19 protein-coding genes and 1 pseudogene are annotated in these 23,057 nt (G+C 35.1%); 14 read left to right on the plus strand and 6 right to left on the minus strand.

Features of this window, described 5'->3' with window-relative positions:
- Nucleotides 1-25 precede the first annotated feature (25 nt).
- Both OD90_RS10320 and OD90_RS10325 read left to right on the plus strand, forming a co-directional pair.
- On the plus strand, nucleotides 26-709 hold the full coding sequence (locus OD90_RS10320) for a response regulator transcription factor (RefSeq protein ID WP_144669091.1): 684 nt from the start codon (nucleotides 26-28) through the stop codon (nucleotides 707-709).
- Nucleotides 709-1,773: a sensor histidine kinase gene (locus OD90_RS10325; RefSeq protein WP_144669092.1), complete on the plus strand. Its 1,065-nt coding sequence runs from the start codon at nucleotides 709-711 to the stop codon at nucleotides 1,771-1,773. Before OD90_RS10320 ends, OD90_RS10325 begins: the two co-directional genes overlap by 1 nt.
- A gap of 54 nt (nucleotides 1,774-1,827) precedes the next feature.
- Here the strand turns inward: OD90_RS10325 and OD90_RS10330 are convergent.
- Nucleotides 1,828-2,793 (minus strand): annotated as a pseudogene (locus OD90_RS10330) (glycosyltransferase family protein); the annotation flags it as partial.
- 68 nt (nucleotides 2,794-2,861) lie between these two features.
- On the opposite strand from OD90_RS10330, the gene trmB reads away from it, so the two are divergent.
- From trmB to OD90_RS10365, 7 genes are all read left to right on the plus strand, one after another.
- Nucleotides 2,862-3,536: a tRNA (guanosine(46)-N7)-methyltransferase TrmB gene (trmB, locus tag OD90_RS10335; protein ID WP_144669693.1), complete on the plus strand. Its 675-nt coding sequence runs from the start codon at nucleotides 2,862-2,864 to the stop codon at nucleotides 3,534-3,536.
- A gap of 10 nt (nucleotides 3,537-3,546) precedes the next feature.
- Nucleotides 3,547-4,176 carry a LysE family translocator gene (locus OD90_RS10340; RefSeq protein WP_144669093.1) on the plus strand — a complete coding sequence of 210 codons (630 nt, stop codon included), beginning with the start codon at nucleotides 3,547-3,549 and terminating at the stop codon, nucleotides 4,174-4,176.
- Nucleotides 4,173-4,511, plus strand: a complete 339-nt coding sequence (locus tag OD90_RS10345; RefSeq protein ID WP_144669094.1) for an MGMT family protein — start codon at nucleotides 4,173-4,175, stop codon at nucleotides 4,509-4,511. Before OD90_RS10340 ends, OD90_RS10345 begins: the two co-directional genes overlap by 4 nt.
- A gap of 217 nt (nucleotides 4,512-4,728) precedes the next feature.
- Nucleotides 4,729-5,865 carry an Mrp/NBP35 family ATP-binding protein gene (locus OD90_RS10350; protein ID WP_144669095.1) on the plus strand — a complete coding sequence of 379 codons (1,137 nt, stop codon included), beginning with the start codon at nucleotides 4,729-4,731 and terminating at the stop codon, nucleotides 5,863-5,865.
- Between the two features lies 1 nt (nucleotide 5,866).
- Nucleotides 5,867-6,109 (plus strand): NifU family protein, encoded by a 243-nt coding sequence (locus tag OD90_RS10355; protein WP_144669096.1) that lies wholly within the window; start codon nucleotides 5,867-5,869, stop codon nucleotides 6,107-6,109.
- 102 nt (nucleotides 6,110-6,211) lie between these two features.
- Nucleotides 6,212-7,264 carry an NAD(P)/FAD-dependent oxidoreductase gene (locus tag OD90_RS10360; RefSeq protein ID WP_144669097.1) on the plus strand — a complete coding sequence of 351 codons (1,053 nt, stop codon included), beginning with the start codon at nucleotides 6,212-6,214 and terminating at the stop codon, nucleotides 7,262-7,264.
- A gap of 35 nt (nucleotides 7,265-7,299) precedes the next feature.
- Nucleotides 7,300-7,629, plus strand: coding sequence for a 2Fe-2S iron-sulfur cluster-binding protein (locus OD90_RS10365; RefSeq protein ID WP_144669098.1), 330 nt, complete (start codon nucleotides 7,300-7,302; stop codon nucleotides 7,627-7,629).
- 7 nt (nucleotides 7,630-7,636) lie between these two features.
- On the opposite strand, the gene OD90_RS10370 is transcribed toward OD90_RS10365, so the two are convergent.
- Complete coding sequence (locus OD90_RS10370; protein ID WP_144669099.1) at nucleotides 7,637-8,533, minus strand: metallophosphoesterase; 897 nt, start codon at nucleotides 8,531-8,533, stop codon at nucleotides 7,637-7,639.
- Nucleotides 8,534-8,667: 134 nt separating this feature from the next.
- Between OD90_RS10370 and OD90_RS10375 the strand changes: the two genes are divergently transcribed.
- Nucleotides 8,668-9,681: an LLM class flavin-dependent oxidoreductase gene (locus tag OD90_RS10375; RefSeq protein WP_144669100.1), complete on the plus strand. Its 1,014-nt coding sequence runs from the start codon at nucleotides 8,668-8,670 to the stop codon at nucleotides 9,679-9,681.
- Between the two features lie 91 nt (nucleotides 9,682-9,772).
- On the opposite strand, the gene OD90_RS10380 is transcribed toward OD90_RS10375, so the two are convergent.
- Nucleotides 9,773-11,395, minus strand: a complete 1,623-nt coding sequence (locus OD90_RS10380) for an OmpA family protein (RefSeq protein ID WP_144669101.1) — start codon at nucleotides 11,393-11,395, stop codon at nucleotides 9,773-9,775.
- A 162-nt stretch (nucleotides 11,396-11,557) separates the two neighbouring features.
- Nucleotides 11,558-13,075, minus strand: coding sequence for a GH3 auxin-responsive promoter family protein (locus tag OD90_RS10385; protein WP_144669102.1), 1,518 nt, complete (start codon nucleotides 13,073-13,075; stop codon nucleotides 11,558-11,560).
- Nucleotides 13,076-13,174: 99 nt separating this feature from the next.
- Here OD90_RS10385 and OD90_RS10390 point away from each other — a divergent pair, with 99 nt between their 5' ends.
- On the plus strand, nucleotides 13,175-13,969 hold the full coding sequence (locus tag OD90_RS10390) for a DUF2797 domain-containing protein (RefSeq protein ID WP_144669103.1): 795 nt from the start codon (nucleotides 13,175-13,177) through the stop codon (nucleotides 13,967-13,969).
- A 10-nt stretch (nucleotides 13,970-13,979) separates the two neighbouring features.
- On the opposite strand, the gene OD90_RS10395 is transcribed toward OD90_RS10390, so the two are convergent.
- Nucleotides 13,980-14,606: a hypothetical protein gene (locus tag OD90_RS10395; RefSeq protein WP_144669104.1), complete on the minus strand. Its 627-nt coding sequence runs from the start codon at nucleotides 14,604-14,606 to the stop codon at nucleotides 13,980-13,982.
- A 168-nt stretch (nucleotides 14,607-14,774) separates the two neighbouring features.
- On the opposite strand from OD90_RS10395, the gene der reads away from it, so the two are divergent.
- The 3 genes from der to OD90_RS10410 all read left to right on the plus strand — a co-directional run bounded on the left by der (nucleotide 14,775) and on the right by OD90_RS10410 (nucleotide 20,356).
- Nucleotides 14,775-16,079 (plus strand): ribosome biogenesis GTPase Der, encoded by a 1,305-nt coding sequence (der, locus tag OD90_RS10400; RefSeq protein WP_144669105.1) that lies wholly within the window; start codon nucleotides 14,775-14,777, stop codon nucleotides 16,077-16,079.
- Nucleotides 16,080-16,570: 491 nt separating this feature from the next.
- Nucleotides 16,571-19,351, plus strand: coding sequence for an outer membrane beta-barrel protein (locus tag OD90_RS10405; protein WP_144669106.1), 2,781 nt, complete (start codon nucleotides 16,571-16,573; stop codon nucleotides 19,349-19,351).
- A gap of 87 nt (nucleotides 19,352-19,438) precedes the next feature.
- Nucleotides 19,439-20,356: a patatin family protein gene (locus tag OD90_RS10410; protein ID WP_144669107.1), complete on the plus strand. Its 918-nt coding sequence runs from the start codon at nucleotides 19,439-19,441 to the stop codon at nucleotides 20,354-20,356.
- A 12-nt stretch (nucleotides 20,357-20,368) separates the two neighbouring features.
- Here the strand turns inward: OD90_RS10410 and OD90_RS10415 are convergent, their stop codons facing one another.
- The gene (locus tag OD90_RS10415) at nucleotides 20,369-23,002 is read right to left on the minus strand and encodes an AsmA-like C-terminal region-containing protein (protein ID WP_144669108.1); all 2,634 of its coding nucleotides are present in this window, start codon (nucleotides 23,000-23,002) and stop codon (nucleotides 20,369-20,371) included.
- Between the last annotated feature and the right edge of the window lie 55 nt (nucleotides 23,003-23,057).

A 23,057-nucleotide genomic window follows, 5' to 3' on the forward strand; every position in this document is an offset into this window, starting at 1 on the left:
ACCTAGCATCCAAAACAATTTTATAATGAAAAAGAAAGATCTTAAAATACTGCTAGTAGATGATGAACCAGATATTATTGAAATTGTAGGATACAACTTATCAAATGAAGGATATCAAGTGATTACTGGGGCTAATGGAGTTGAGGCGGTTAAGCTTGCAAAAAAACACCAGCCTCACCTCATAATTTTAGATGTGATGATGCCCGAAATGGATGGTATTGAAGCTTGTGAGATAATTCGATCAAATCCAGATTTAGAAAATACGGTTATCACGTTTTTCACGGCTCGTGGTGAAGACTATTCTCAGGTGGCAGGTTTTGATGCCGGAGCAGATGATTATATAACTAAACCTATAAAGCCAAAAGTGCTTATAAGTAAAGTAAAGGCCTTACTGCGCCGTTTTAAAAATGAAGAATCACCTTCTCAAATTGTAAAAGCTGGAAATCTAACTATTAACAGGGAGGAATATAAGGTCTATAAAGGTAAAGAAGAACTTAATTTACCAAGAAAAGAGTTTGAGCTACTATCATTACTTACTTCAAAACCTGGAAAAGTTTTTACTAGAGAAGATATTCTAGATCGTGTATGGGGGATGGAAGTAATTGTAGGTGGGCGTACTATTGATGTCCATATACGGAAGTTACGTGAGAAAATAGGAGAAAAATCTTTTAAAACAGTAAAGGGTGTAGGGTATAAATTTGTAGTTTAATGGCAAAGGATTTCAAGCAATCTTATTCTTTTGCCCTAATCACGGCATTATATATTACAATATTTTTTGCGGTATTAATTATTGCTTTAGAATATATACAAAATGACGATCCTTCTTGGATGTATATTGCAGTGGGTATCGTATTATGTTATTTCTTCTCATTTGCTCTGATACACTTTAGGACACAAATATTTATTTTTAGACGTGTAAAGCAAATTTATGATAATGTCACTCTTCTAGAAGATGCTAGTTTAAGACCGGAGAATATTACCACAGATATGGCTTCGCTTTCAGAAGAGGTGGAACGTTATGCTAGGGAGCGCAAAATTGAAATTGCGTCATTGCGCATACAAGATGAATACCGGCGAGATTTCTTAGGAAACGTTGCGCATGAACTTAAAACACCTTTGTTTACCGTACAAGGTTATATTCTCACACTTCTAGATGGTGCTATAAAAGATAAGAGCGTACGGAAAAAATACCTAGAAAGAGCAGATAAAGGTGTAGAGAGACTCATATATCTAGTGAATGATCTAGATATGATTACAAAACTAGAAGTAGGAGATCTTAATCTCAATTATGAATATTTTGACATCGTGACACTAGTGCACAGCACTTTTGAAATGCTAGAAATGAAAGCAGCAAAGCGTAATATAACTCTCGCATTTGATGTTGAATATACAAACCCCATTATGGTAAACGCAGACCAAGAGCGTATACAGCAATTGCTTACAAATCTTATTGTAAACTCAATTAAATATGGAAAACGAGATGGTACTACAGAAGTTAGTATACAGAATCTTATTCAAAATAAAATATTAGTACGAGTAACAGATAATGGAGAGGGGATAGAGACTGAAAATATACCTAGACTTTTTGAGAGATTTTATCGCGTAGATAAATCTGGGAATAGAAAAGTAGGTGGCTCAGGACTGGGTTTGTCTATCGTAAAACACATTATAGAAGCGCATGAAGAAAAGGTTTATGTAGAGAGCGAACTTGGTGTTGGTTCTGAGTTTTCTTTCACAATGGAAAAAGCTGAAGAAATTGCTGAAATTCCCTGATTGATAATTAGTAGAAAAACCTTTATAAACTTTAAGTCCAGCTAGGTCTTTAATTTTAAAAGTTTCTTGGGTTGAATAGGGTGCAATGCATAATTTTTTGAGTCTCATTGCGAGATATTCCTGTTCAGGCTGCCCAGGAGTTGGTATAAAAAACACTTTCTTCTGTAGTCTTGCTAGATCCATTACAGTTGTATAGCCAGAACGTGCGATAACAAATTCACTTGCATTTATTGCTTTTTCAAGTTGTGTGGATGTTAAGTAATTAATAATTGTAACATTGCCTTTTACAGAACTTTCCTGACTTCTTGATATGACACCCTCTACTAGCAAAGCCTTTCCAGGTAACTTGCGAAGCTCACTATAAAGCAATTCCCTTAATAAAGATCTTTGTGGCTCAGGTCCAGATAGTACTGCGATAACTTTATATTTATAGGGTACCGTAGCAGATTCCATTCTGCTAAGAATACCTATGTACTTTGTGGGTATATTTAAAGGTTTTTTAGGGTGACCTAACACTCCACTTAGATTAGTATCCCCCAAAATATCTGGAACCCAGCATTCATCAAACTTTTGAATATAAAATCTGTGTATCCATGTCGTAAACCATGTTGTGCGACCACTTAAAACATTAAGTTGATGAGATATTAAAATTGCAGGGACTTTAGATGTATACATCCCAAGCCTATTATCAGAAATCACAGCATCTATTTCTAAAGACTCAATGAGTGAGTTTAGCTTTTTACGTTCTTCTTTAATAGCACGAAGTATCTGAGGTATATTACGCAACATTTTTTTCTTAAAATCAGCAGATTTTATAGCGTATGTAATTCTATAGGACGGTAGTTTGATAAAAGGTACAGACGGAAATTCTTTTTTTAGTAAGTCAAGAGCTTGCCCATCACTGGCTATAGTAACCTTATAATTTTCAGACACTAATGATCGTATGATAGGTATACAGCGTGTGGCGTGACCTAATCCCCAGTTAAGTGGTGCAATTAATATGTGTTTTCTATAATTCACTTGACAAAGATGTGATAACAATGCGTAGTAAAAGTTTCCTTAATTTTACCAAAATATTAAATATACCAGTGGGAAGTAAAAATAAACTTAAGCGTTTTCGCGAAAACGAAACTTTTTCAAATGTAATTCAGCCCTCTCGAGAAGAGCTGGTAAATGGCTCTTTTGCTCTTAAAGGTAAATGGAATAAAGATTTTTTCAAAAATGACAACCCTATTGTTTTAGAATTGGGTTGTGGAAAAGGTGAGTATTCTGTAGGTCTCGCAGAGGCTTACCCTGAAAAGAATTTTTTAGGAATTGATATAAAAGGCGCTCGTTTTTGGCGAGGAGCAAAGACTGCATTAGAACAAAAACTGGATAATGTAGGCTTTATGAGAACTCAAATAGAGTTAATTGAGTACGCTTTCGCGAAAGCAGAAATATCAGAAATATGGATTACTTTTCCAGACCCTCAGATTAAGTATAAGCGCACTAAGCATAGAATGACTAATTCAGAATTTCTTCAAAAATACAAACGAGTCTTAACACCAGACGGATTTGTAAACCTGAAGACAGATTCAGAGTTTATGCACGGTTATACTTTAGGTCTTCTACATGGCGAAGGTCATGAGATAATAGAAGCAAATCATAATGTTTATAAAAATGAATATTCGCCTAAAGAAGTAGTTGAAATTCAAACATTTTATGAAAAACAGTATCTAGCACAGGGAAAACCGATTACTTATATTAAATTTAGGGTCAAGTAAGTAGCTTCATTTGGAAATTACCAAATTATTTTTAATCACCTATTTTGCGGCGCTGGCAGGAGTCATTCCTCCAGGGCTTATAAATATGTCTGTCGCAAAGACATGCGTACAGCATGGTAGAAAAAATGGTTTGCTTGTGGCTATAGGTGCCTGTGTCATCGTTGTTATTCAAGCGCTTATCGCAGTATTGTTAGCGAGATACATTTTTGGGAATCCGTTTGTGCAAAATATGTTGCTCCGTACAGGTCTAGTGATTTTTCTTATCATGGCGGTATTCTTCTTTTTAAAAGCAAAACAAAGTCACGTTAAGAAAGTTAAAATTTCTAAAAAAAGAGGATTACGTAGTTTTGGTAAAGGGCTTGCAATTTCCACACTTAACGTATTACCTATACCTTACTTCTGTGCTTTAGGCGCTGCTCTAAATGTAAGTGGTAAGGTAGAATATGATGTAATGGCAATAACTGTGTTTGTTCTAGCAGCTGCAGTAGGTACTTTTACAACGCTTTACTTGTATGTGCTCTTCTTTGCTAGAATAGAAAAGCGTAGCGAGTCTTTTGCAAAGTATTCTAATTATTTTATGGCTGTATTAATGATTATTTTGATGCTAATTACAGTGGTAAGAATTTTTTATTACGAATGAATTATGCACCCGAAACAGAGAATTTCTTTCATAGGGTCTATGCGGTAGCTACTCAGATACCTTACGGACGTGTCACTACCTATGGGGCAATTGCAAAATATCTTGGAGCATCTCGTAGTAGCAGGATGGTAGGTTGGGCAATGAACGGAGCAAGTAATTACCCAAGAGTGCCTGCACATAGAGTTGTTAATCGCGTAGGATTACTCACTGGCAAACATCATTTCCCACAAACAAACTTGATGCAACAATTATTAGAGAATGAAGGGTTGAAAGTTGTAAATAATAAAATAGAAGATTTTCATAAGTTTTTTTGGGATCCATGTATAGAATTATAGATCATGAATGATCTCCATTCTTGAGAGGTGTATTTATTCTAAATAAATTGATTTTTTAAATTTAACTGCGTAGTAATTTGGGTTTTGATTCATTGGAGATAATGACTTGGCAGTTGTATCTTTGCATTTAGAATCAGTCTAATTAAAAGCAGGTCTTTTGGTGTGTAAAAGCACTAAATCATACATTTAATAGAATCTGAAAAATTGCAAAAAAAGAATGAAATTACATAAGAAAGATATTCTTGAGGCTTTAAAAACAATTACTGCTCCTGGTGCCGGTGAAAATATGGTAGATAGTGGTGCAGTTACAAATGTCTTAGTTTTTGGAGATGAAGTAATTGTAGATATTACAATTAATAACCCAACACTACAAGCACGGAAGAAAGCAGAAGTTGACATCCTTAAAACAATACACGACAAAGTGTATGATAAAGCACAAGTAAAAGTGAATCTCAAAGTAGTAGCACCTACTAAAGAAGACAAAAATGAAATAAAAGGAAAAGCAATTCCTGGGATTAAAAATATTGTAGCTATTGCTTCTGGAAAGGGTGGCGTAGGTAAATCTACAGTTACCTCAAACATTGCTGTTACCCTTGCAAGAATGGGTTTTAAAGTGGGAATACTTGATGCAGATATTTATGGACCTTCTGTACCTATTATGTTTGATGTAGCAAGTGAGCGACCACTTTCTGTAAATGTTGATGGAAAATCAAAAATGAAACCCATAGAAAGTTATGGTGTCAAAGTCTTATCGATTGGTTTTTTTACTAAACCAGATCAAGCCGTTATATGGAGAGGTCCTATGGCAGCAAAGGCTCTAAATCAAATGATTTTTGATGCTGCATGGGGAGAGTTGGATTTTTTGTTATTAGACCTTCCTCCGGGCACAGGTGACATACATTTAAGTATTATGCAATCACTTCCTATAACCGGAGCTGTGGTGGTAAGTACACCACAAAATGTTGCACTCGCAGATGCAAAAAAAGGAGTTGCAATGTTTCAACAAGAAAGCATTAACGTACCTGTACTCGGTATAGTTGAGAATATGGCATATTTTACTCCAGAGGAACTTCCAGATAACAAATATTATATTTTTGGTAAGGAAGGAGCAAAGCACCTTTCAGAAGACTTAGGAGTACGTTTCTTAGGGGAGATTCCTATTGAGCAAAGCATTCGTGAAGCGGGTGATGTAGGTCGCCCTGCAGCGTTACAAGCAGGAACACCCACTATGGAAGCATTTGACCAGCTTACAAAAAATGTAGTAGAGGAGACAGTACGTCGTAATAAAGACCTGCCAGCTACAGAAGCTATTAAAATAACGACAATGGCAGGATGTTCTGCCGTAAAGAATTAATATGGAAACGGCGCAATTAACAGAAAAAGTAGAAGCGGCACTAGAAGAAATAAGACCTTTCTTACAGAGTGATGGTGGCGATATCGTGCTATTAGGTATAGATGACCTGAAAATTGTACGTGTACAGTTACAAGGCGCTTGTGTAGGTTGCTCTGTAAACCAAATGACCCTCAAGAGTGGCGTAGAAATGACAATAAAAAAGCATGCCCCACAAATTGAAGAAGTAATTAACGTGGTGGCATAGTAATATATACGCTTTCGCGAAACCGTATGCACCCCATAGACTTTTATCAGATTCATTTTACTTTAAACTAAGCAAACGAATCAATCTTGTATCAAAACACCTATGATTAAAACTGATATACTTATTATTGGAGCTGGTCCTACGGGACTTTTTACAGTATTTGAAGCTGGCTTATTGAAATTAAAATGCCATCTTATCGACGCATTACCACAGCCTGGAGGCCAGTGTGCAGAGATCTACCCTAAAAAACCTATCTATGATATTCCCGCTTTTCCAGAAGTGTTAGCGGGAGATTTAGTAGATAATTTAATGAAACAAATAGAGCCATTTCAACCCACATTTACACTCGGTGAGCGTGCACAAACTATAGAAAAACTAGAAGATGGTACTTTTATTGTTACGACAAATAAAGGAACCAAGCACCATGCACCAGTGGTTGCCATTGCAGGTGGTCTAGGTAGTTTTGAGCCTCGTAAGCCTAAAATTACAGGACTAGAAAATTTTGAAGATCGAGGCGTAGAATATATTATTCGAGACCCTGAATTATATCGCAATAAAAAAGTAGTTATTTCTGGAGGAGGTGACAGTGCATTAGACTGGAGTATTTTCTTAGCAGATATAGCAAGTGAAGTCACTTTAGTGCACCGTCGTAATGAATTTAGAGGAGCCTTGGATAGTGTAGAGAAAGTCCAAGACCTAAAAAACCAAGGTAAAATAAAACTTATCACTCCCGCAGAAGTGATAGATGTAGTAGGAGAGTCTTCAGTGCAAGGTGTTTCCATAAAGCAGGGAGCCGAAGTGTTTAATGTTACCTGTGATCACTTTGTACCACTTTTCGGACTTGCACCCAAGCTTGGACCCATAGCAGACTGGGGGCTAGAAATAGAAAAAAATGCTATTAAAGTTGATAATAGTCTAGACTATCAAACTAATATTCCTGGTATTTATGCAATAGGAGACGTAAATACGTATCCAGGAAAATTAAAGCTAATACTTTGTGGATTCCATGAGGCAACATTGATGTGTCAAAGCGCTTATCAGCGTATTTTTCCAGAAAAGAGGTATGTAATGAAATATACAACTGTAGGAGGTGTTGAGGGGTTTGACGGAACTAAAAAAGAAGCTCCTAAGGCAGTTGTAAAAGCCATAAACTAATTTTTACTATTACAAAAAGCTTACATACAAAAACTATGTCTGACATACAGATTGTAATTACAGATAGAGAAGGAGTCACACATAACGTTTCTGCTCCTACAGATATGAATATGAACTTGATGGAAGTGGTCCGTTCATACGAGCTTGCTCCAGAGGGAACTATCGGAATATGTGGCGGGATGGCTATGTGTGCAAGTTGTCAGTGCTATATAGAAAGTGACCACCAGTTGCCTGAGATGAGTGATGATGAAGATGCTATGCTAGCAGAGGCTTTTTATGTTGAGGATAATAGTAGGTTAGGCTGCCAGATCCATATCGCTCCAGATATGGATGGATTACAAGCGAGGTTAGCTCCAGAGGAGTAAAGCACAATCATGTGGTTTTGTAGGATTCTAATTTTTCAGGTCCTTCTAGAATAATTCTAACCACCCTTAAAGTTCCATTAGTAGCAGTAGCTATTTTCCATTTTATAAGTGATATACACCCATTTTCTATTTCAATACCTGTGATACTTCTGGGGTGAACACAGCTACCGTCATTAAAAAATGCAATATCACCAGGCTCTGGAAAACGAGGCCTATGTGTATGTCCAGTGATCTTGAGAATATTGTTGTTTTCTGTTATCCATTTTTTTATACGACGTTCAACTTTTATAAGCTCTTTATAATTTTTTGCGGGACTCGTAGGATCCGTAATACCATAAATCTGTAGAGGTTTCCATAAAAATCTAACTAAGAGCCTATTTAACTTCCATGCATGATAGTTCATCCAGTCTGCTTGATGACCGTGCAACAAAAAAATTTCTTGTCCCGTACTTTGATATTCTAATAAAATAGCTTCATGGTATTCAAGATTTTCAAACAGTATTTCTTCTCTGCCGTCTTTTTTATCAAAATAAGTGCTTAAATGTTTTTCTACATAGGCTTTATTTTGATACACCATATCGTGATTTCCCCAAATGAGGTGCAGCCTATTCTCTTCGTGAAATTTCTGAAAAAGAGTGTATACATTTTTATGAGAATATAAAATATTTTCAAAAGAGCTATTTTTCCAGAGCTCATCTCCATCCCCTAGTTCAAAATAATTAAACCCTTCATTGTAATAGTGTTGTAGAGCATGATAATAGATGTTTTCATTCTTAGCAAAATCGTCTGCATAGCTCTTGTCACCACGATGGCAATCTGAAAAAAAGACCAATTTCTTATTTTCAGAAAATCTTATTCTCTTAGATTCTCTATAGGCTCTATCTAGTCTCTTACGTGAGTTCATTATGATAAAGATCGCTATTTATGATGAATTATAGGTTTGAGAATAGTTACGCTTTCGCGAAAGCGTAGTCTCCTCAAATTTGATCAATACAGTTTATCTTTGAGTTAAAAATTAAATCACTTGATACTAGAGAAATGGAAGTAGGTATAGATAGTTTTGCAATAGCACCCAAAAATAAAAGTGAAAGCGCAGCAGACTCCTTAAGGTTATTGATAGAGAGAATTGTTCATGCAGACAAAGTAGGTATAGATAGTTTTGGGATAGGAGAACATCACAGAAGTGATTTTTTGGATCAATCACCAGCTATGATCTTGGCGGCTGCAGCCGCTATGACAAAGCGTATTAAACTTACAAGTGCAGTTACCGTTTTAAGTGCTGCAGATCCAGTGAGAGTCTTTCAAAATTATGCTACGTTAGACCTCCTTTCTGGTGGAAGAGCAGAAATTGTCGCAGGTAGAGGCTCTTTTACAGATGCTTTTCCATTGTTTGGATTTAATCAAGCAGATTACAATGCTGTCTTCAAAGAAAAGTTAGAGCTCTTATTAAAGTTAAGGGAACAAGAAATAATAACTTGGTCTGGAAAATTTAGACCAGCACTTCATAATCAACCTGTTTTTCCAAGACCACTACAAAAGAAGCTTCCCATTTGGTTAGGGGTAGGAGGAACCCCAGAATCATTTGTAAGAGCTGGTGAGTTAGGTTTACCACTTATGATTGCAGTGATAGGTGGTCAGACACATCGATTTGCACCATTAGTAGATTTATATAGACAAGCAGGCATAAAGTCTGGACACAGTCCAGAAGATTTAAAAGTAGGCTTGCACTCCCTGGGCTATGTAGCAGAAACAACAGAGGATGCTATCAAAGACTACTTTCCAGGATATCAAGAATTATTTACAAAAATAGGTCTAGAAAGAGGATTTCCAGCACCTACTAGACAAAGTTTTGATGCTCAAAACAGCGTTCCACAGGGTGCTTTACTAGTAGGTAGTCCAGAAGATGTAGCTAAAAAAATTCTTCACCATAGCGAGGCTTTAGGAGGAATTTCAAAAGTCACGTTTCAAATGGATGTTGGTATTCCGCATGATAAATTAAAAAAGGCTTTAGAGCTTATAGCAACAAAAGTTAAGCCTCTTTTGAATTCTTAATATGTTATGTTTGACCTTCAAAAAAAACAGCCATCAGTCCCCCAACTGATAGCTGTTTCCTTAACAATGATTTATTACAATTGTTAAGAATCTATTCTTTGATTACGATAAATTCTACTCGTCTGTTTAATTCATTTTGAGCCGCAGAGCAGGGTGAACATTTGATAAGTAATTCTTCTTCTCCGTATCCTTGAGAACTCATTCTTTCTTTTGAAATTCCTTTATTAAAGAGATATTTTAATGCAGATGCTGCCCTCCTCATAGAAAGTTTTTTGTTGTAGATAGCACTACCTTGTATATCTGTATGCGCTTTAATGTGGATTTTTATAGAAGGGTTATTATTTAATGTTGCTACAATTGAATTGAGCGTAATAGTAGAAATAGGCTTAATCCTTGCACTGTTTGTATCAAAAAGTATATTTTCTATTTCAATAATAGTCTCTTTCTCATTCTCTATAATTGCTGCAGGTATTGCTTCTAATGCAATATCATTAACAAAAGTTTTATTTACTTGTGCAGAAGTGTTTATAGAACTTGTTGCTTGCTCAAAACCATCTTTATAAACAATAACTGTATAATTTAAGAAAGTATCTACAGGAAACTCATAGGCGCCAGTTGTAGTAGAAGTAGTATTTGCTACTTCTTCTCCATACTCGTCTATAAGTACAACTTTTGCGTTTTGAAGTGCTATTTGTGTTTCACTATCATATATTTTTCCTGAAACAAATACATTTACAGGCAACTCTCTAACTTTATATATATCATAACCACCCTCGCCACCTTCTCGATTAGAAGTTAAATAGCCAACAGTTGGCGTGGCTTCAATATATGCGATATCATCTGCTTTAGAGTTAATTGTATTTCCTAAATTTCTAGTAGCGACAAAACCTCTAGCTGTTTTTCTCGATCTAAATACATCAAAGCCTCCTTGAGAGTCATGACCTTTTGACGAGAAATATAAATATTTACCATCTATAGATGTACGCGGAAACTTCTCGTCTAAAACAGTATTTACACTACCTTCAACACGCTCTACTGGACTTCTAAAACGACCCATTTCTTGTATAGAAATATCTTTTTCTAGGGCGATTCTAAAAATATCAAATCCTCCGATAGCTTCTGGGCGGTTAGAGGCAAAGTATAGCCAATCACCATTTTTTGAGATATGTGGGTTTTCAATTGAAAAGTCTCCATTAATAGCTAATGAAACAATATTTATCCATTCACCCTCTCTTTTTGGATTCATATCTGCGCGATAGAGTTCAAAACTTTGACTATCAGACTTCTTACTCTTAGTAAAATATAAAGTATTCCCATCCTCTGTAAAAGTTACGCTTCCTAAATTTTCATACTTGTTGAGTATAGATGAGAATAGTTGTGGAGTTCTTAAATCATATTCGTAGGTAATATCAGAACAATATAATTTAGTAAAGGGTTCGCCTGTGTTAGGATCTTTTTTGGCTAAAGCACCTATTTTTCTAGCAGAAAAAGAAATAAATTTTTCTCTAAAAAAACCTACTCCATAGTCGGCATATTTAGTATTTATACCCGTAGTAAAGGTTTCAAATTTAAAACCATTGTCGCTGTAAACTTCTTTTTCATTTTTTGTTTTACTATAACCTGTATCAACAACAGTGTTTGTGTTCTGAGAAAAAATATTGAGGCTTGAGAATAAGCACAGGCTCAATAAGCAGTAAAAAGATAGTTGTTTCATGGGGGATAAATTCGACTGGTTAAAGCCTCCAACAATCGAAAATAATGCTCTAAACTACTTGATTAAAAGAATTTTAAATTTTTTAGACAAGATGAGTTGTTTTGTCGGTGAGACGCTGTATTCTACATGAAGAATGAACTTAATTTTATGTAGGGAGTAGCGTTAGGATTTTTCTAAGCTTATTAAATCTTCTATAAAGTCTCTTTTATTAGATAGCCTAGGAATTTTATGCTGTCCTCCTAACTTGTTTTTTGAACTTAACCAGTCATAAAAGAGATTCTTTCTCGCTACATGTATTGTGGGCGCATTGAGCGTAGTATTATTAAAACGTTTTGCTTGATAATCACTGTTTACTTCTTGTAGCGCTAGATCGAGTTGTTGGTTAAAAGTAGTTATGTCTTTTGGGTCATTTTTAAATTCGATCATCCACTCATGAGCGCCCTTTTCTCTACCTTCCATAAAGATAGGAGCAGCAGTATAATCTTTTATTTCTGCGCCTGTGGCAAGCGATGCTATTTGCAATGCTTTTTCTGCATTTTCAATTATAAGTTCTTCCCCAAAAACATTAATATGATGTTTTGTTCTGCCGCTTACTTTAATTTTATAGGGGCTGAGAGAAGTAAATCTTACAGTATCTCCTATTTTGTACCTCCATAACCCAGCGTTTGTAGTGATGATTACCGCATAATTTTTATCTAATGCTACTTCATTTAAAGGAATAACTTTTTCATCTAAAGTTCCGTAAGTATCCATCGGTATAAATTCATAAAAAATACCGTAATCGAGCATTAATAATAGTTCCTTAGAATCATTTTGATTTTGAATTGCAAAAAAACCTTCTGAGGCATTATATATTTCGTAATACTTAAATGAGTTTGAGGGGAGTATCTTCTTGTATTGATCAATGTAGGGGTCAAAACTTACGCCACCATGAAAATAGACTTCAAGATGAGGCCAGATTTCAAATAAACTAGTTTTACCTGTGGTTTCTAAAACATTATTCAACAATACAAGCATCCATGATGGAACTCCCGCAAGGCTGGTTACATCTTGTTGTATGGTTTCGTTTACGATGGCTTGCATTTTTATTTCCCAATCATCAAGAAGCGAAACATCACTAGTAGGAGTGCTGCTAAATTCTGCCCAAAAAGGCATATTATCAATTAAAATTGCAGAAAGGTCACCATAAACAGTTCCCTTATCTTCATATAACTTCTTACTGCCACCTAGTCGTAAACCTTTGCCAGAAAATAATTGAGACCCTTCATTATTATTAAGATACATACATAGTAAATCCTTACTTGCTGCATAATGACAATCTTCTAGCGACTCTGTACTAACAGGTATATATTTACTACGAGCATTTGTTGTCCCACTACTTTGAGCAAACCATTTAATAGGTGATGGCCATAAAATATTTGCTTCCCCACGGCGACTCCGTTCAATAAACTGATGGTTTTCTTCGTAAGATGTGACAGGCACCCTTTCGGCAAATTCTCGGTAGGTTTTAATAGAAGCAAAATCATATTTTCTCCCTATTTCTGTATCCTTAGCTTTATCTAGAAGCTTTATGCGCAATTCTTCTTGAACCTCTGCAGGGTACTTCATAAAAAGCTCCATCTGATGGATACGCTTTTTGAGAAACCAAGAAGCTATAGAATGGACTAAAGGGATCGCCATAAAGTTGCTATATTTACCGTAGTTTTTATGTTAAGATTATGCTTTCGCGAAAGCTAAATTAACCTTTTTCCTCGCATCTTAAAACCAAAATTTTCATAAATGCAATATCAAGGCGTCCTTAGAAAAATGCAAACGGAGCATACAGATCCTATTAATTATTATTTGATAATGGGCGACGATTTTATTCAAATGAACCAGCTCATTGATAAAAATGTGCATATTGAGTTTTTAAAATACGAATGCCTCGCTTGTGGTGAGAATAAAAAAATTTACAGACAAGGATATTGTTATGATGATTTTTTTAAAGTTCCTCAGGCTGCAGATTGGATAATGAAGCCAGAGCTCTCAAAAGCTCATCTCGATGAAGAAGATCGCGATCTTGAGTATGAGAAAAGTGTACAGTTAAAACCACATATTGTTTACTTAGCAAATTCTAGCAATGTAAAGGTAGGGGTAACACGTAAATCTCAGGTCCCCACAAGGTGGATTGATCAAGGAGCGCATGAGGCAATAGAAATTGTTGAAGTACCAAATAGGTACTTAGCCGGTATCACAGAGGTAGCTCTAAAAAAACACGTTGCTGATAAAACAAACTGGCGCAAAATGCTCAAAAATGAAATAGAAGACCTCAATCTAAAAACTTATCGCGATCATCTTAAACAATTTATACCAGAGGAGGCTCAAAAATACTTTATAATTGAAAATGATGAGACGCATATACACTTTCCTGTATTGCAGTATCCAGAAAAATTGAAAACATTAAATCTAGATAAGACGCCCGCTTACGAAGGTTTGTTGAAAGGTATAAAAGGTCAATATTTACTATTTGATGATAATACTGTTTTTAATGTGCGAAGTTGGGAAGGATATGTAGTTAGAATCGAGATATTATAAATGAGGTTAATCAACTCATATCTACAATAAGCTTTATGGACTGAAAGGTAGCTGCAAGTAGCAATACTATTCCTATAATTTTATTTAACTTTCCCTTAAAGGCAGAAAAATTAGATGTCATATAGTCGCTTAATCTCCCATATAAATATAAAACACCAAGTTTACCTAAAAACACTCCTAGCAAAAATAGTATAATAACGAGCCAAGGTGAGTTATCGCTTATTTGCAAATATTTTGAAAGCATGGACAAAATGGCTGTCCAATAGATAAACATAGGGATATTTAAAGTGCCTAAAAGCAATCCATTTCTAAAACGCACACTTTGAGTTGAAGATATATTTATTTGCTCTTGAGCAGGCTTTCTAAGGAAATAAACTCCAACGAGAATCATAAGTATAATAAAGACTATTTGAATCCAAAGGTTGTTTTCATAAAGATTTTCAATTAACACACCAAATGTTAGTGCGAGACTGGCTACGACAACCTCTCCTACTGCAGCACCATATGCAAATTGCATAGCTTTGGAGATAGTACCATCTGCCGTATACTTCAATACCCCAAGATTTGTGGCGCTGGGGGGGAGCGTGTTTATGGCTGCTGCAATAGCTCCTATTAATAATACTAGTAGTATGATCATAAGTTAAATAGACAGCAAAATTAATCTTTCTGCTCTGTTTTTGTTTTAATTTATAATTTCATTAGTGTTTTTTATAAAAATCTAAAATATTTACAGACATCACAGGACTTAGTTTTTGACTATATAGCGCGATAAAAGCCTATCTTTGCACACCTTAAAAAAATAATAATGAGTACCATAGTAGCTATTGTAGGACGACCTAATGTTGGGAAGTCTACATTTTTTAATCGATTAGTACAACGTCGCGAGGCCATAGTAGATGCCGTAAGTGGTGTGACGAGAGATCGCCATTATGGAAAAACAGATTGGAACGGTCGAGAATTTACAGTGATTGATACGGGTGGCTATGTGCTAGGAAGTGACGATGTTTTTGAAGCCGAAATTGACAAACAAGTAGAGCTGGCTATCGATGAGGCAGATGCAATCATATTTATGGTAGATGTAGAGCACGGTATCACAGGCATGGATGAGGACGTAGCAAAGTTATTACGACGTACTCAAAAACCTATTTTTCTAGCTGTTAATAAAGTAGATAATAACAAGCGAGCAGCAGATGCTGTTGAGTTTTATAACCTAGGATTAGGAGACTATTTTACAATTGCAGCTACTAATGGAAGTGGTACTGGTGATTTGCTAGACGCAGTTGTAGAGGCACTGCCAGAAAAAGAAGAAGAGCCAGAGACAGATTTACCTCGTTTTGCCGTAGTAGGTAGACCTAATGCAGGTAAATCTTCATTCATTAATGCACTCATAGGTGAAGATCGATATATTGTAACAGATATAGCAGGTACCACACGTGATGCGATGGACACAAAGTACAATAGATTTGGATTTGAGTTCAATCTAGTTGACACTGCAGGAATACGACGTAAAGCAAAAGTAAAAGAAGATTTAGAGTTTTACTCAGTAATGAGATCTGTTAGAGCGATTGAACATGCAGATGTCGTGATTCTTATAGTTGATGCCACTAGAGGCTTTGATGGACAGGTGCAAAATATATTTTGGCTTGCAGAACGCAACCGTAAAGGAATTGTTATTCTCGTTAATAAATGGGATTTGGTTACTAAAGAGACCAACACGATGAAAGAATTTGAGAAACACATTCGCTCTCAAATAGAGCCTTTTACAGACGTACCTATTGTTTTTATATCTGTGCTTGAGAAGCAACGTATTTTTAAAGCTATTGAAACGGCAGTAAAGGTTTATGAAAGCAAAACTAAGCGTATCAAGACAAGTGAGCTTAATGAATTCTTTCTGCCACTAGTAGAGGCGTTCCCGCCACCAGCAATTAAAGGAAAATATGTAAAAATTAAATACTGTATGCAGTTGCCCACTCCACAGCCACAATTTGCACTATTTTGTAATTTACCGCAATACTTAAAAGAAGGGTATCGTCGATTTTTAGAAAATAAATTAAGAGCAGCCTACGACTTTTCAGGTGTGCCTATTTCTATCTATTTTAGAAAAAAATAATAGATTGGCAAAGCGTTGATACTGATTAATTTCCGCTTTCGCGAAAGCATGCATTGCTCCGTTAAAATACTTACATAAATGTATAGCAAAATAAAAAAAGGGTTTTGAAATCTACACTTCCAAACCCTTTTTTCTGCTTTGTTATATGAACACATTCAGAACTTTTTAACCGAAAAGTCCTAGTAGCCAAAAAATGATAAAAAAGACGATGATGGTGCTTATACAGCCACCACCTAATTTTTTTGCGCCATAAGCTGCGATAAGTCCGCGAATTAATTTATTCATTTGATCAGGTTTTAAGTGTATAAATGTAACTGTTTATAATAAAGCTAGATGATAAGAAAATGTGAATATTTCTAAGATCAAGCATGGCCGTGTTGTTAAAGGTTTCTTAAAACTCAATTTATGCATATGACTGGTTTTAAAGATTGTTGATTTTTACACAAAATCAATCAATCAATCAGTCAATCAATCAATCAATCAATCAAAAAATGAAAATAATTCAAATACTATCTGTAGTAGGGGTGATATTTACGTCTACTGGTTTGATATCACAAAACTTTACAGTATCAGGAACATTAAGAGATAGTGAGTCAAAACAATCCCTAGAGGCTGCTACTGTATTTTTAGAAACCATAAAGGATAGCACCTTAATAACATATACAATCACAAATCAAGAAGGGTTTTTTCAATTAGAAGGGCGATCACAAACTAGTGATGCACGTGTAAATATTTCTTTTTTAGGATATGAGAATTTCTCAAAAATAGTTGACTTAAAACAAGGTGAGATCTCATTAGGCAGTATAGATCTTGCTACTGCTGCAAATACGCTAGGGGAAGTAGTACTAAAAAGCCGAGCACCTATTACTGTTAAAAAGGATACTCTTGAGTTTAATGTTTCTTCCTTTAAGACTAAAAAGGATGCAAATATTGAAGATTTATTGAAAGAATTACCTGGAGTAGAGGTTAATGATGCAGGAGAAATAACAGTAAACGGTAAACCAGTAAATAAGATCTTAGTGAATGGCAAACCTTTTTTTGGTGATGATCCTACAATTGCAACTCGCAATCTTACTAAGGAGATTGTAGAAAAGATTCAAGTGACAGATACAAAAACAGATGACGAAGCCTTTGCTGGTGAGGATGGAGATCAAGAAAATAAAACAATTAATCTAACCATATCAGAAGAGAAAAATAAAGGAATCTTTGGTAGAATCGCTGCTGGAGGGGGAACTGATAATAGGTTTGAATACGCAGGTATTTTAAATGCTTTTGATAATGATAGAAGAATAAGCGTTCTGGGCGGAGGAAATAATATTAATTCTGCCGGATTTAGTTTTGGAGAGATACGTAAAATGTTTGGTGGAGGCCGTTCAGTTAGATTTAACAGCAATGGAAGTTTTGCTATAGATGGTAGAAGTTTTGGAGGCGGTCAAGGCATTGTAAACAGTCGCAACATTGGTGCAAATTATACAGATCAATATACAGAAGAACTAGATGCAAGTATGGATTACTTTTACTCTGGAGCAAACGCATATGATGAAACCATAATTGCTAGAGAAAATATATTACCACAGGGAAGATTCTTTTCAAATAGTATATCGAGAAGCGATAGTAATGGAGATAATCACAATGTAAATACGGAGCTTAATTTTAAAAAGGATTCTACATTGCTAGTTAATATTAAGCCTTCATTTGAATTTGCAAATAGTGATTCTCGATATACAGCAGATGAAGAATCTTTAAATGAGATGGGAGAAAGAATTAACCAGTCATCAACTATTAATACATCCAATCTTACTGGACGTAATTTTGAAAATAGGTTGAGTGTAACAAAAAAGTGGGGGGATAGAGGTTCTTATTTGAGAGCACGTGTGAATACTGAATATAATCAACAAAAAAGCGAGGACTTTGTAGACTCTAGCACTGAGATTTTTGGAGATAATCCTGATACGATTATAAGAAATCAGTTTACAGATGGATCAACAGATTTAGAAAATTACAACCTTAACCTTACCTATAGAATTCCTTTAGTTTCAAAAAAACTTTTTCTGGATTTAGACGTAGGTCACCGCAATCAAAATAGAGATCGAAAGCAAAGTACGTTTGATTTTGATGAAGCAACACAACAATATTCTTTGTTTAATCAGACGTTGAGTACAAATTTTGAATCTCAAAATTTAAGTACAACTCCAGAAGTAGGGATGAATTATAATTCAAAAAAATTCAATGCAAATGTTAACGTAGGATATGTTTTTAAAACACTAGAGAACAAAGACAGACTTAGACCAGCTTCAGATATTGAACAAGATTTTGAAGCTTTAGAGTTTAGCACTTATATTAATTATAGATTTAGCCCTAAGATGTCACTGTATGCTAATCTTAGTAGACGTAATCAAACTCCAAAATTAGAACAGCTTAACCCATTTGTAGATGTTTCTGATCCTTTAAATATAACCTTTGGAAATCCCAATTTATCTCCATCAAATGCTTATCAATTTTATGCGGGATTCAACAACTATGATTTCCAAAAGGGTGGAGGATACTATTTTAATGCAAATGGAAGTATTACAAATGATGCAGTCATAGGTAAAACTTTTGTAGATGAGAATCTCGTACGTACAACAACCTTTGATAATGTAGATGGTAACTATAATGTAAGCGGCGGCGGCGGTTATAGCAAAAATGTCAAAATTGATTCTTTGAGAACCTTAAAATATGGCGTGGGTGCTTATGCCGTTATAAATCGTAATATCAACTTCTTTAACGGAGTACAATATGCTAGCAATACCAATTCGATTACCCCAAGAATAAACGTTACTTTTACTTGGAAAGATTTATTTGAAGTTAGACCTAATTATAATATCTCTTTTTCTAAGACAAGATTTGGCATAGATAGGTTTGAAGATCAAGAATTTATCACCCATAATCTTGGAATTAATACAGCACTATTTGTTCCAAAAAATTGGGAGTGGCGCAATGATATTAATTTTAATTATAATCCAAATATTCAATCAGGATTTCAACGAAGTGCTTGGTTTTGGAATACAACCTTAGCTTATTCATTTGCAAAAGATAGAGCGACAACAACCTTAAAGGTTTATGACGTGCTCAATCAAAATACAAATGCTCGCCGTACGGCAAATGCAAACTTTATACAAGACGTTCAGAGCACCGTTCTTGAGCAATATATAATGCTTAGTTTTAGCTGGAAATTTAACACGCTAGGTAAGAAAGGAGAGACTGGTAATGGAGGTATGCATTTCTTTTAAGATTACGCTTTCGCGAAAGCGTATACCTCTCACTTAAGATTTTACATATAAAATTGCTATTTTAGGATATCTTAAAATCTAATTATAATGCGTGCACTAGTCATTTCTGGGGGAGGAAGTAAAGGAGCTTTTGGTGGTGGCGTGGCTCAGTATCTGCTGCAAGAGATGGGCAAAAAGTATGATTTATTTGTTGGTACCTCAACAGGTAGTTTACTAGTACCTCATCTTGCTATAGATAACCTAGCAAAAATCAAAAAAATCTACACGTCTGTAAATCAAGATGCCATTTTTAATGTTTGCCCATTTGTTGTCAAGAAAGATAAATGGGGTGAGCAAACAATAGCTATAGATCATTTTAGTGTGTTGCGCAATTTTCTAAAGGGCTCAAAAACCTTTGGAGAAAGTAAAAAACTACGTAAACTTATAGAGAAAACCTTTACTAGAGCAGACTATGAAGCGTTGAAATCGAGTGGTAAAGAGGTTCTAGTTACGGTATCAAATTTATCTCTTCATAAAACAGAATATAAATCTAGTAAAGAAGAAACTTACGAAGATTTTTGTGACTGGGTATGGATGTCTTGTAATTACATACCATTTATGAGCCTTGCAAAAAAGAATGGTTGTGAGTATGCAGATGGAGGGTTTGGGAGCTTAGTTCCTATACGAGAAGCTGTAGAACGTGGCGCCACCGAAATTGATGTAATAATATTAGAAACAGAGGTTACATATTATAATAATTTACCATCTACAAATGTATTCTCTCTACTTAGTAACCTACATGAATTTATGATGGATCGTATTGAGAAACAAAACATAGCTATAGGTAAATATGCTGCAAATCAGCACGAGGCAATCATAAATTTTTATTACACTCCCACAGTACTCACCACAAATTCTCTTATTTTTAATAAAGAAAAAATGAAATTATGGTGGCAAAGTGGTTTTGACTACGCAAAACATAAAAATAGCGAACTCAATGAAATAAAGGTAGACGATGAGGTCTAGTCATTTCCTGCATTAATTTACGGTGTCTTTTTTAACTTCCTTAACGGGTTTCTTTTTCCCAAAGAGACCACCTATAATATCTTTTGCAACGTCTTTAATCACTGCATCTGTATTAACTGGAGGATCTATAGTACTAGTATTTGTAGTGTCTGTTGGTTTCTTTTGTCCATTGCCTAGAATATCCCCTAAAACATCGTTTATTTTATCACCTGCTTTATTCTTAACTTTTTTCTTTTGAATTTCAACAATCTTTGCGGTCAGACTAGAAATAGCAGCTTTTGTATTTACAGAGACGTTAGGTGATGTGAATTTACCAGAAAGTGTTACAGGAAGGATAACAGTTAGGCCCTCTTGTTCCTCTTCAGTGAGTTTAGAAAGCAGTTGTCCTAAGTCGCTTCCAAAATATTTTGCAGGCACATCAAGCCCTAATGTATAATTCATATCATTAGTAAAACTATGACCTCCAGATACATTTACTTTGATACCTTTTACATCAAAATCAAATGGCTTTACAGCTACTTTCCCATTACTAAATGTTAAGGCAGTTTGAAGATTATCGAGATTGATATCACTTAAATTCATAAAGTTAAGTTTTGAATTTAAAACCTTAAGAAGTGGCATCTGCTCTGGGTTTACTTTTGCTGTAAGTAATTGAGCAAATGCATCTCCAGAGATTGTATTTAAAACGGGGCTAAAGCTCTCGTCTAGATCACCGCTAACGTTAATATTAGTATTTAAACCACCTTTTAAGGCTTTTGCAATAGGAGCTAGACCTTGCAGCATTTTAAGGTTTTTGAATGATTGATCAATATCAATCTTTTTAAGGTCAAGAATGACACTAAATGTAGGTTTCCCTCCCCTTGAGGTCACATTACCTGAAAGGCCAGCCTCTCCACCAAAAATTCCAGAATTCAACCCTTTAATTTCGGCTTGTTCATTTGCAATTGATAAAGTCCCTCGAGCATTTGTGAGTTCAAGATTATCATAAATTACCTTTTTGGCTTTAAAATCCATATAAGCATCAAGAAAAGCAGGTATTTTAATGGCACTATTACCGCGAGATAGAGTTTTGTCAGTTGATACAGTTGTCTTTGTAGTGACAAAATCATTAAGGTTAAAAACATTTGAGGTAACTTTAAAACTCCCTTTGAGCACCTCGTCAGAAATCATAAAAGGTATTAGATTTTGAAGATTGCCTGTGGCGTTAATGTCAGTTGTGCCACTTTTAGCAGCAAACGAGTTAAGGCTAATGTTAGCAGTATTAAACGTGATTTGAGCCTTAGAAACTGTGATCGGATTGGGGAAATCTTCAGTGGCATATTGAAAATTAGATAGGCTGGCAACCCCAGTACTTTTAATATTTTGGTATTGTTTCTTTTCTATAGAATTCATATCAAAGGCGGTGGTCATATCTGTCACAAGCCTTCCTTGAAGTGGGGTGTCTAATTTTACTGGATACGCTTTTTCAATATTACTAAGATCAATCGTACCTTTTACAGCTAGGTCTACCAGCATATTACCTGTGAGGTTGCGCAGTGTTCCATTTGTGGTAAATGCATCTTGTTCAATCATAAATCTAGCATCATTTATTTCAATAAATGTTTCCTCCGCGATTCCTGTATTGTTGATAACCTTTATATCTAGGTTAATGTTACTAACACCTTTAGGTAACTGCGGGAATTTAAAGGATGCATTGTTTGAAATAATTGAGATATCTAAGTTTGGAATAGTTGTATCAGTTGTTTTGCCTTTTATAATTCCGCTTACGCGAAAGTCGCCACTAGTTTGTACGCCATCCAAATTGGACCTGTAGGTACTTGGAATGACGGCTAGAAAATTTTTAAAATCAGAATCTGGAGTTTTAAATGCTATATCCATTGCAGTACCATCGTCTACAAGTTGTACATAGCCATTAAATTCTAATGGAAGTTGATTAATAAAAGCCGTATTTTCTTTGAAAGTATATTTGTTTTGATCAAGATCCATTTCAAATACAGCGTTAAGCTTAAGCTCGTGGTTATCTAAATAGTTTATATTATCATAATCAAGAGAAACCATTGCCATTGTTTCTGTATTTAATTCTCCAGCTATGGCTGAAAAATCTCCAGATCCTTGGTGATGTATTTTTGTGAGATGAAGATGAGTTTTGTTAGAAAGATCTTTGTAATTGATTGTGGAGTTATTAATGGTATATTGCTGTAAGTTAAATACAAATGGAGTAGCTAGCGTATCTTGGCTAGCTTCTTTAGTTATGTCGTAATTTGTATTTTTATTTTTATCAACAAGAATATTAAGAACTGCATCATCAATCGTAAGTGCATCTACTTTTATAGGATCTTGAGAAGCATTTTTAAACAACTGCTTTACGCCCATTTCAAGCTGTATGCGTCTCCCCATAAGCAATGTGTCTTTTGAAAATGGAACCTCTGGAATTACCGTAAAGTTATTTACAATAACCGTTGCATCAGGAAAACTTCTGAATAAACTCAAATCCATAGATTCCCATTCCACTTGGGCAGTGAGATTGTTATTTATTGTTTTCTTTAGTAAATCCTCTAGTTTTCCTCTAAATAGAAAAGGAGAAGCTGCTAGAAGTAGCACTAGTACCAGCAAAACTATTCCTGTAATTTTTAATATTTTTTTCATATCAATCTTATATTCTTTTTTTGCCTAAAATACTTTTGACTCATTCTAGTCGTGT

Origin of the sequence: Dokdonia sp. Hel_I_53 (genome assembly GCF_007827465.1) — a bacterium.
GTDB lineage: Bacteria > Bacteroidota > Bacteroidia > Flavobacteriales > Flavobacteriaceae > Dokdonia.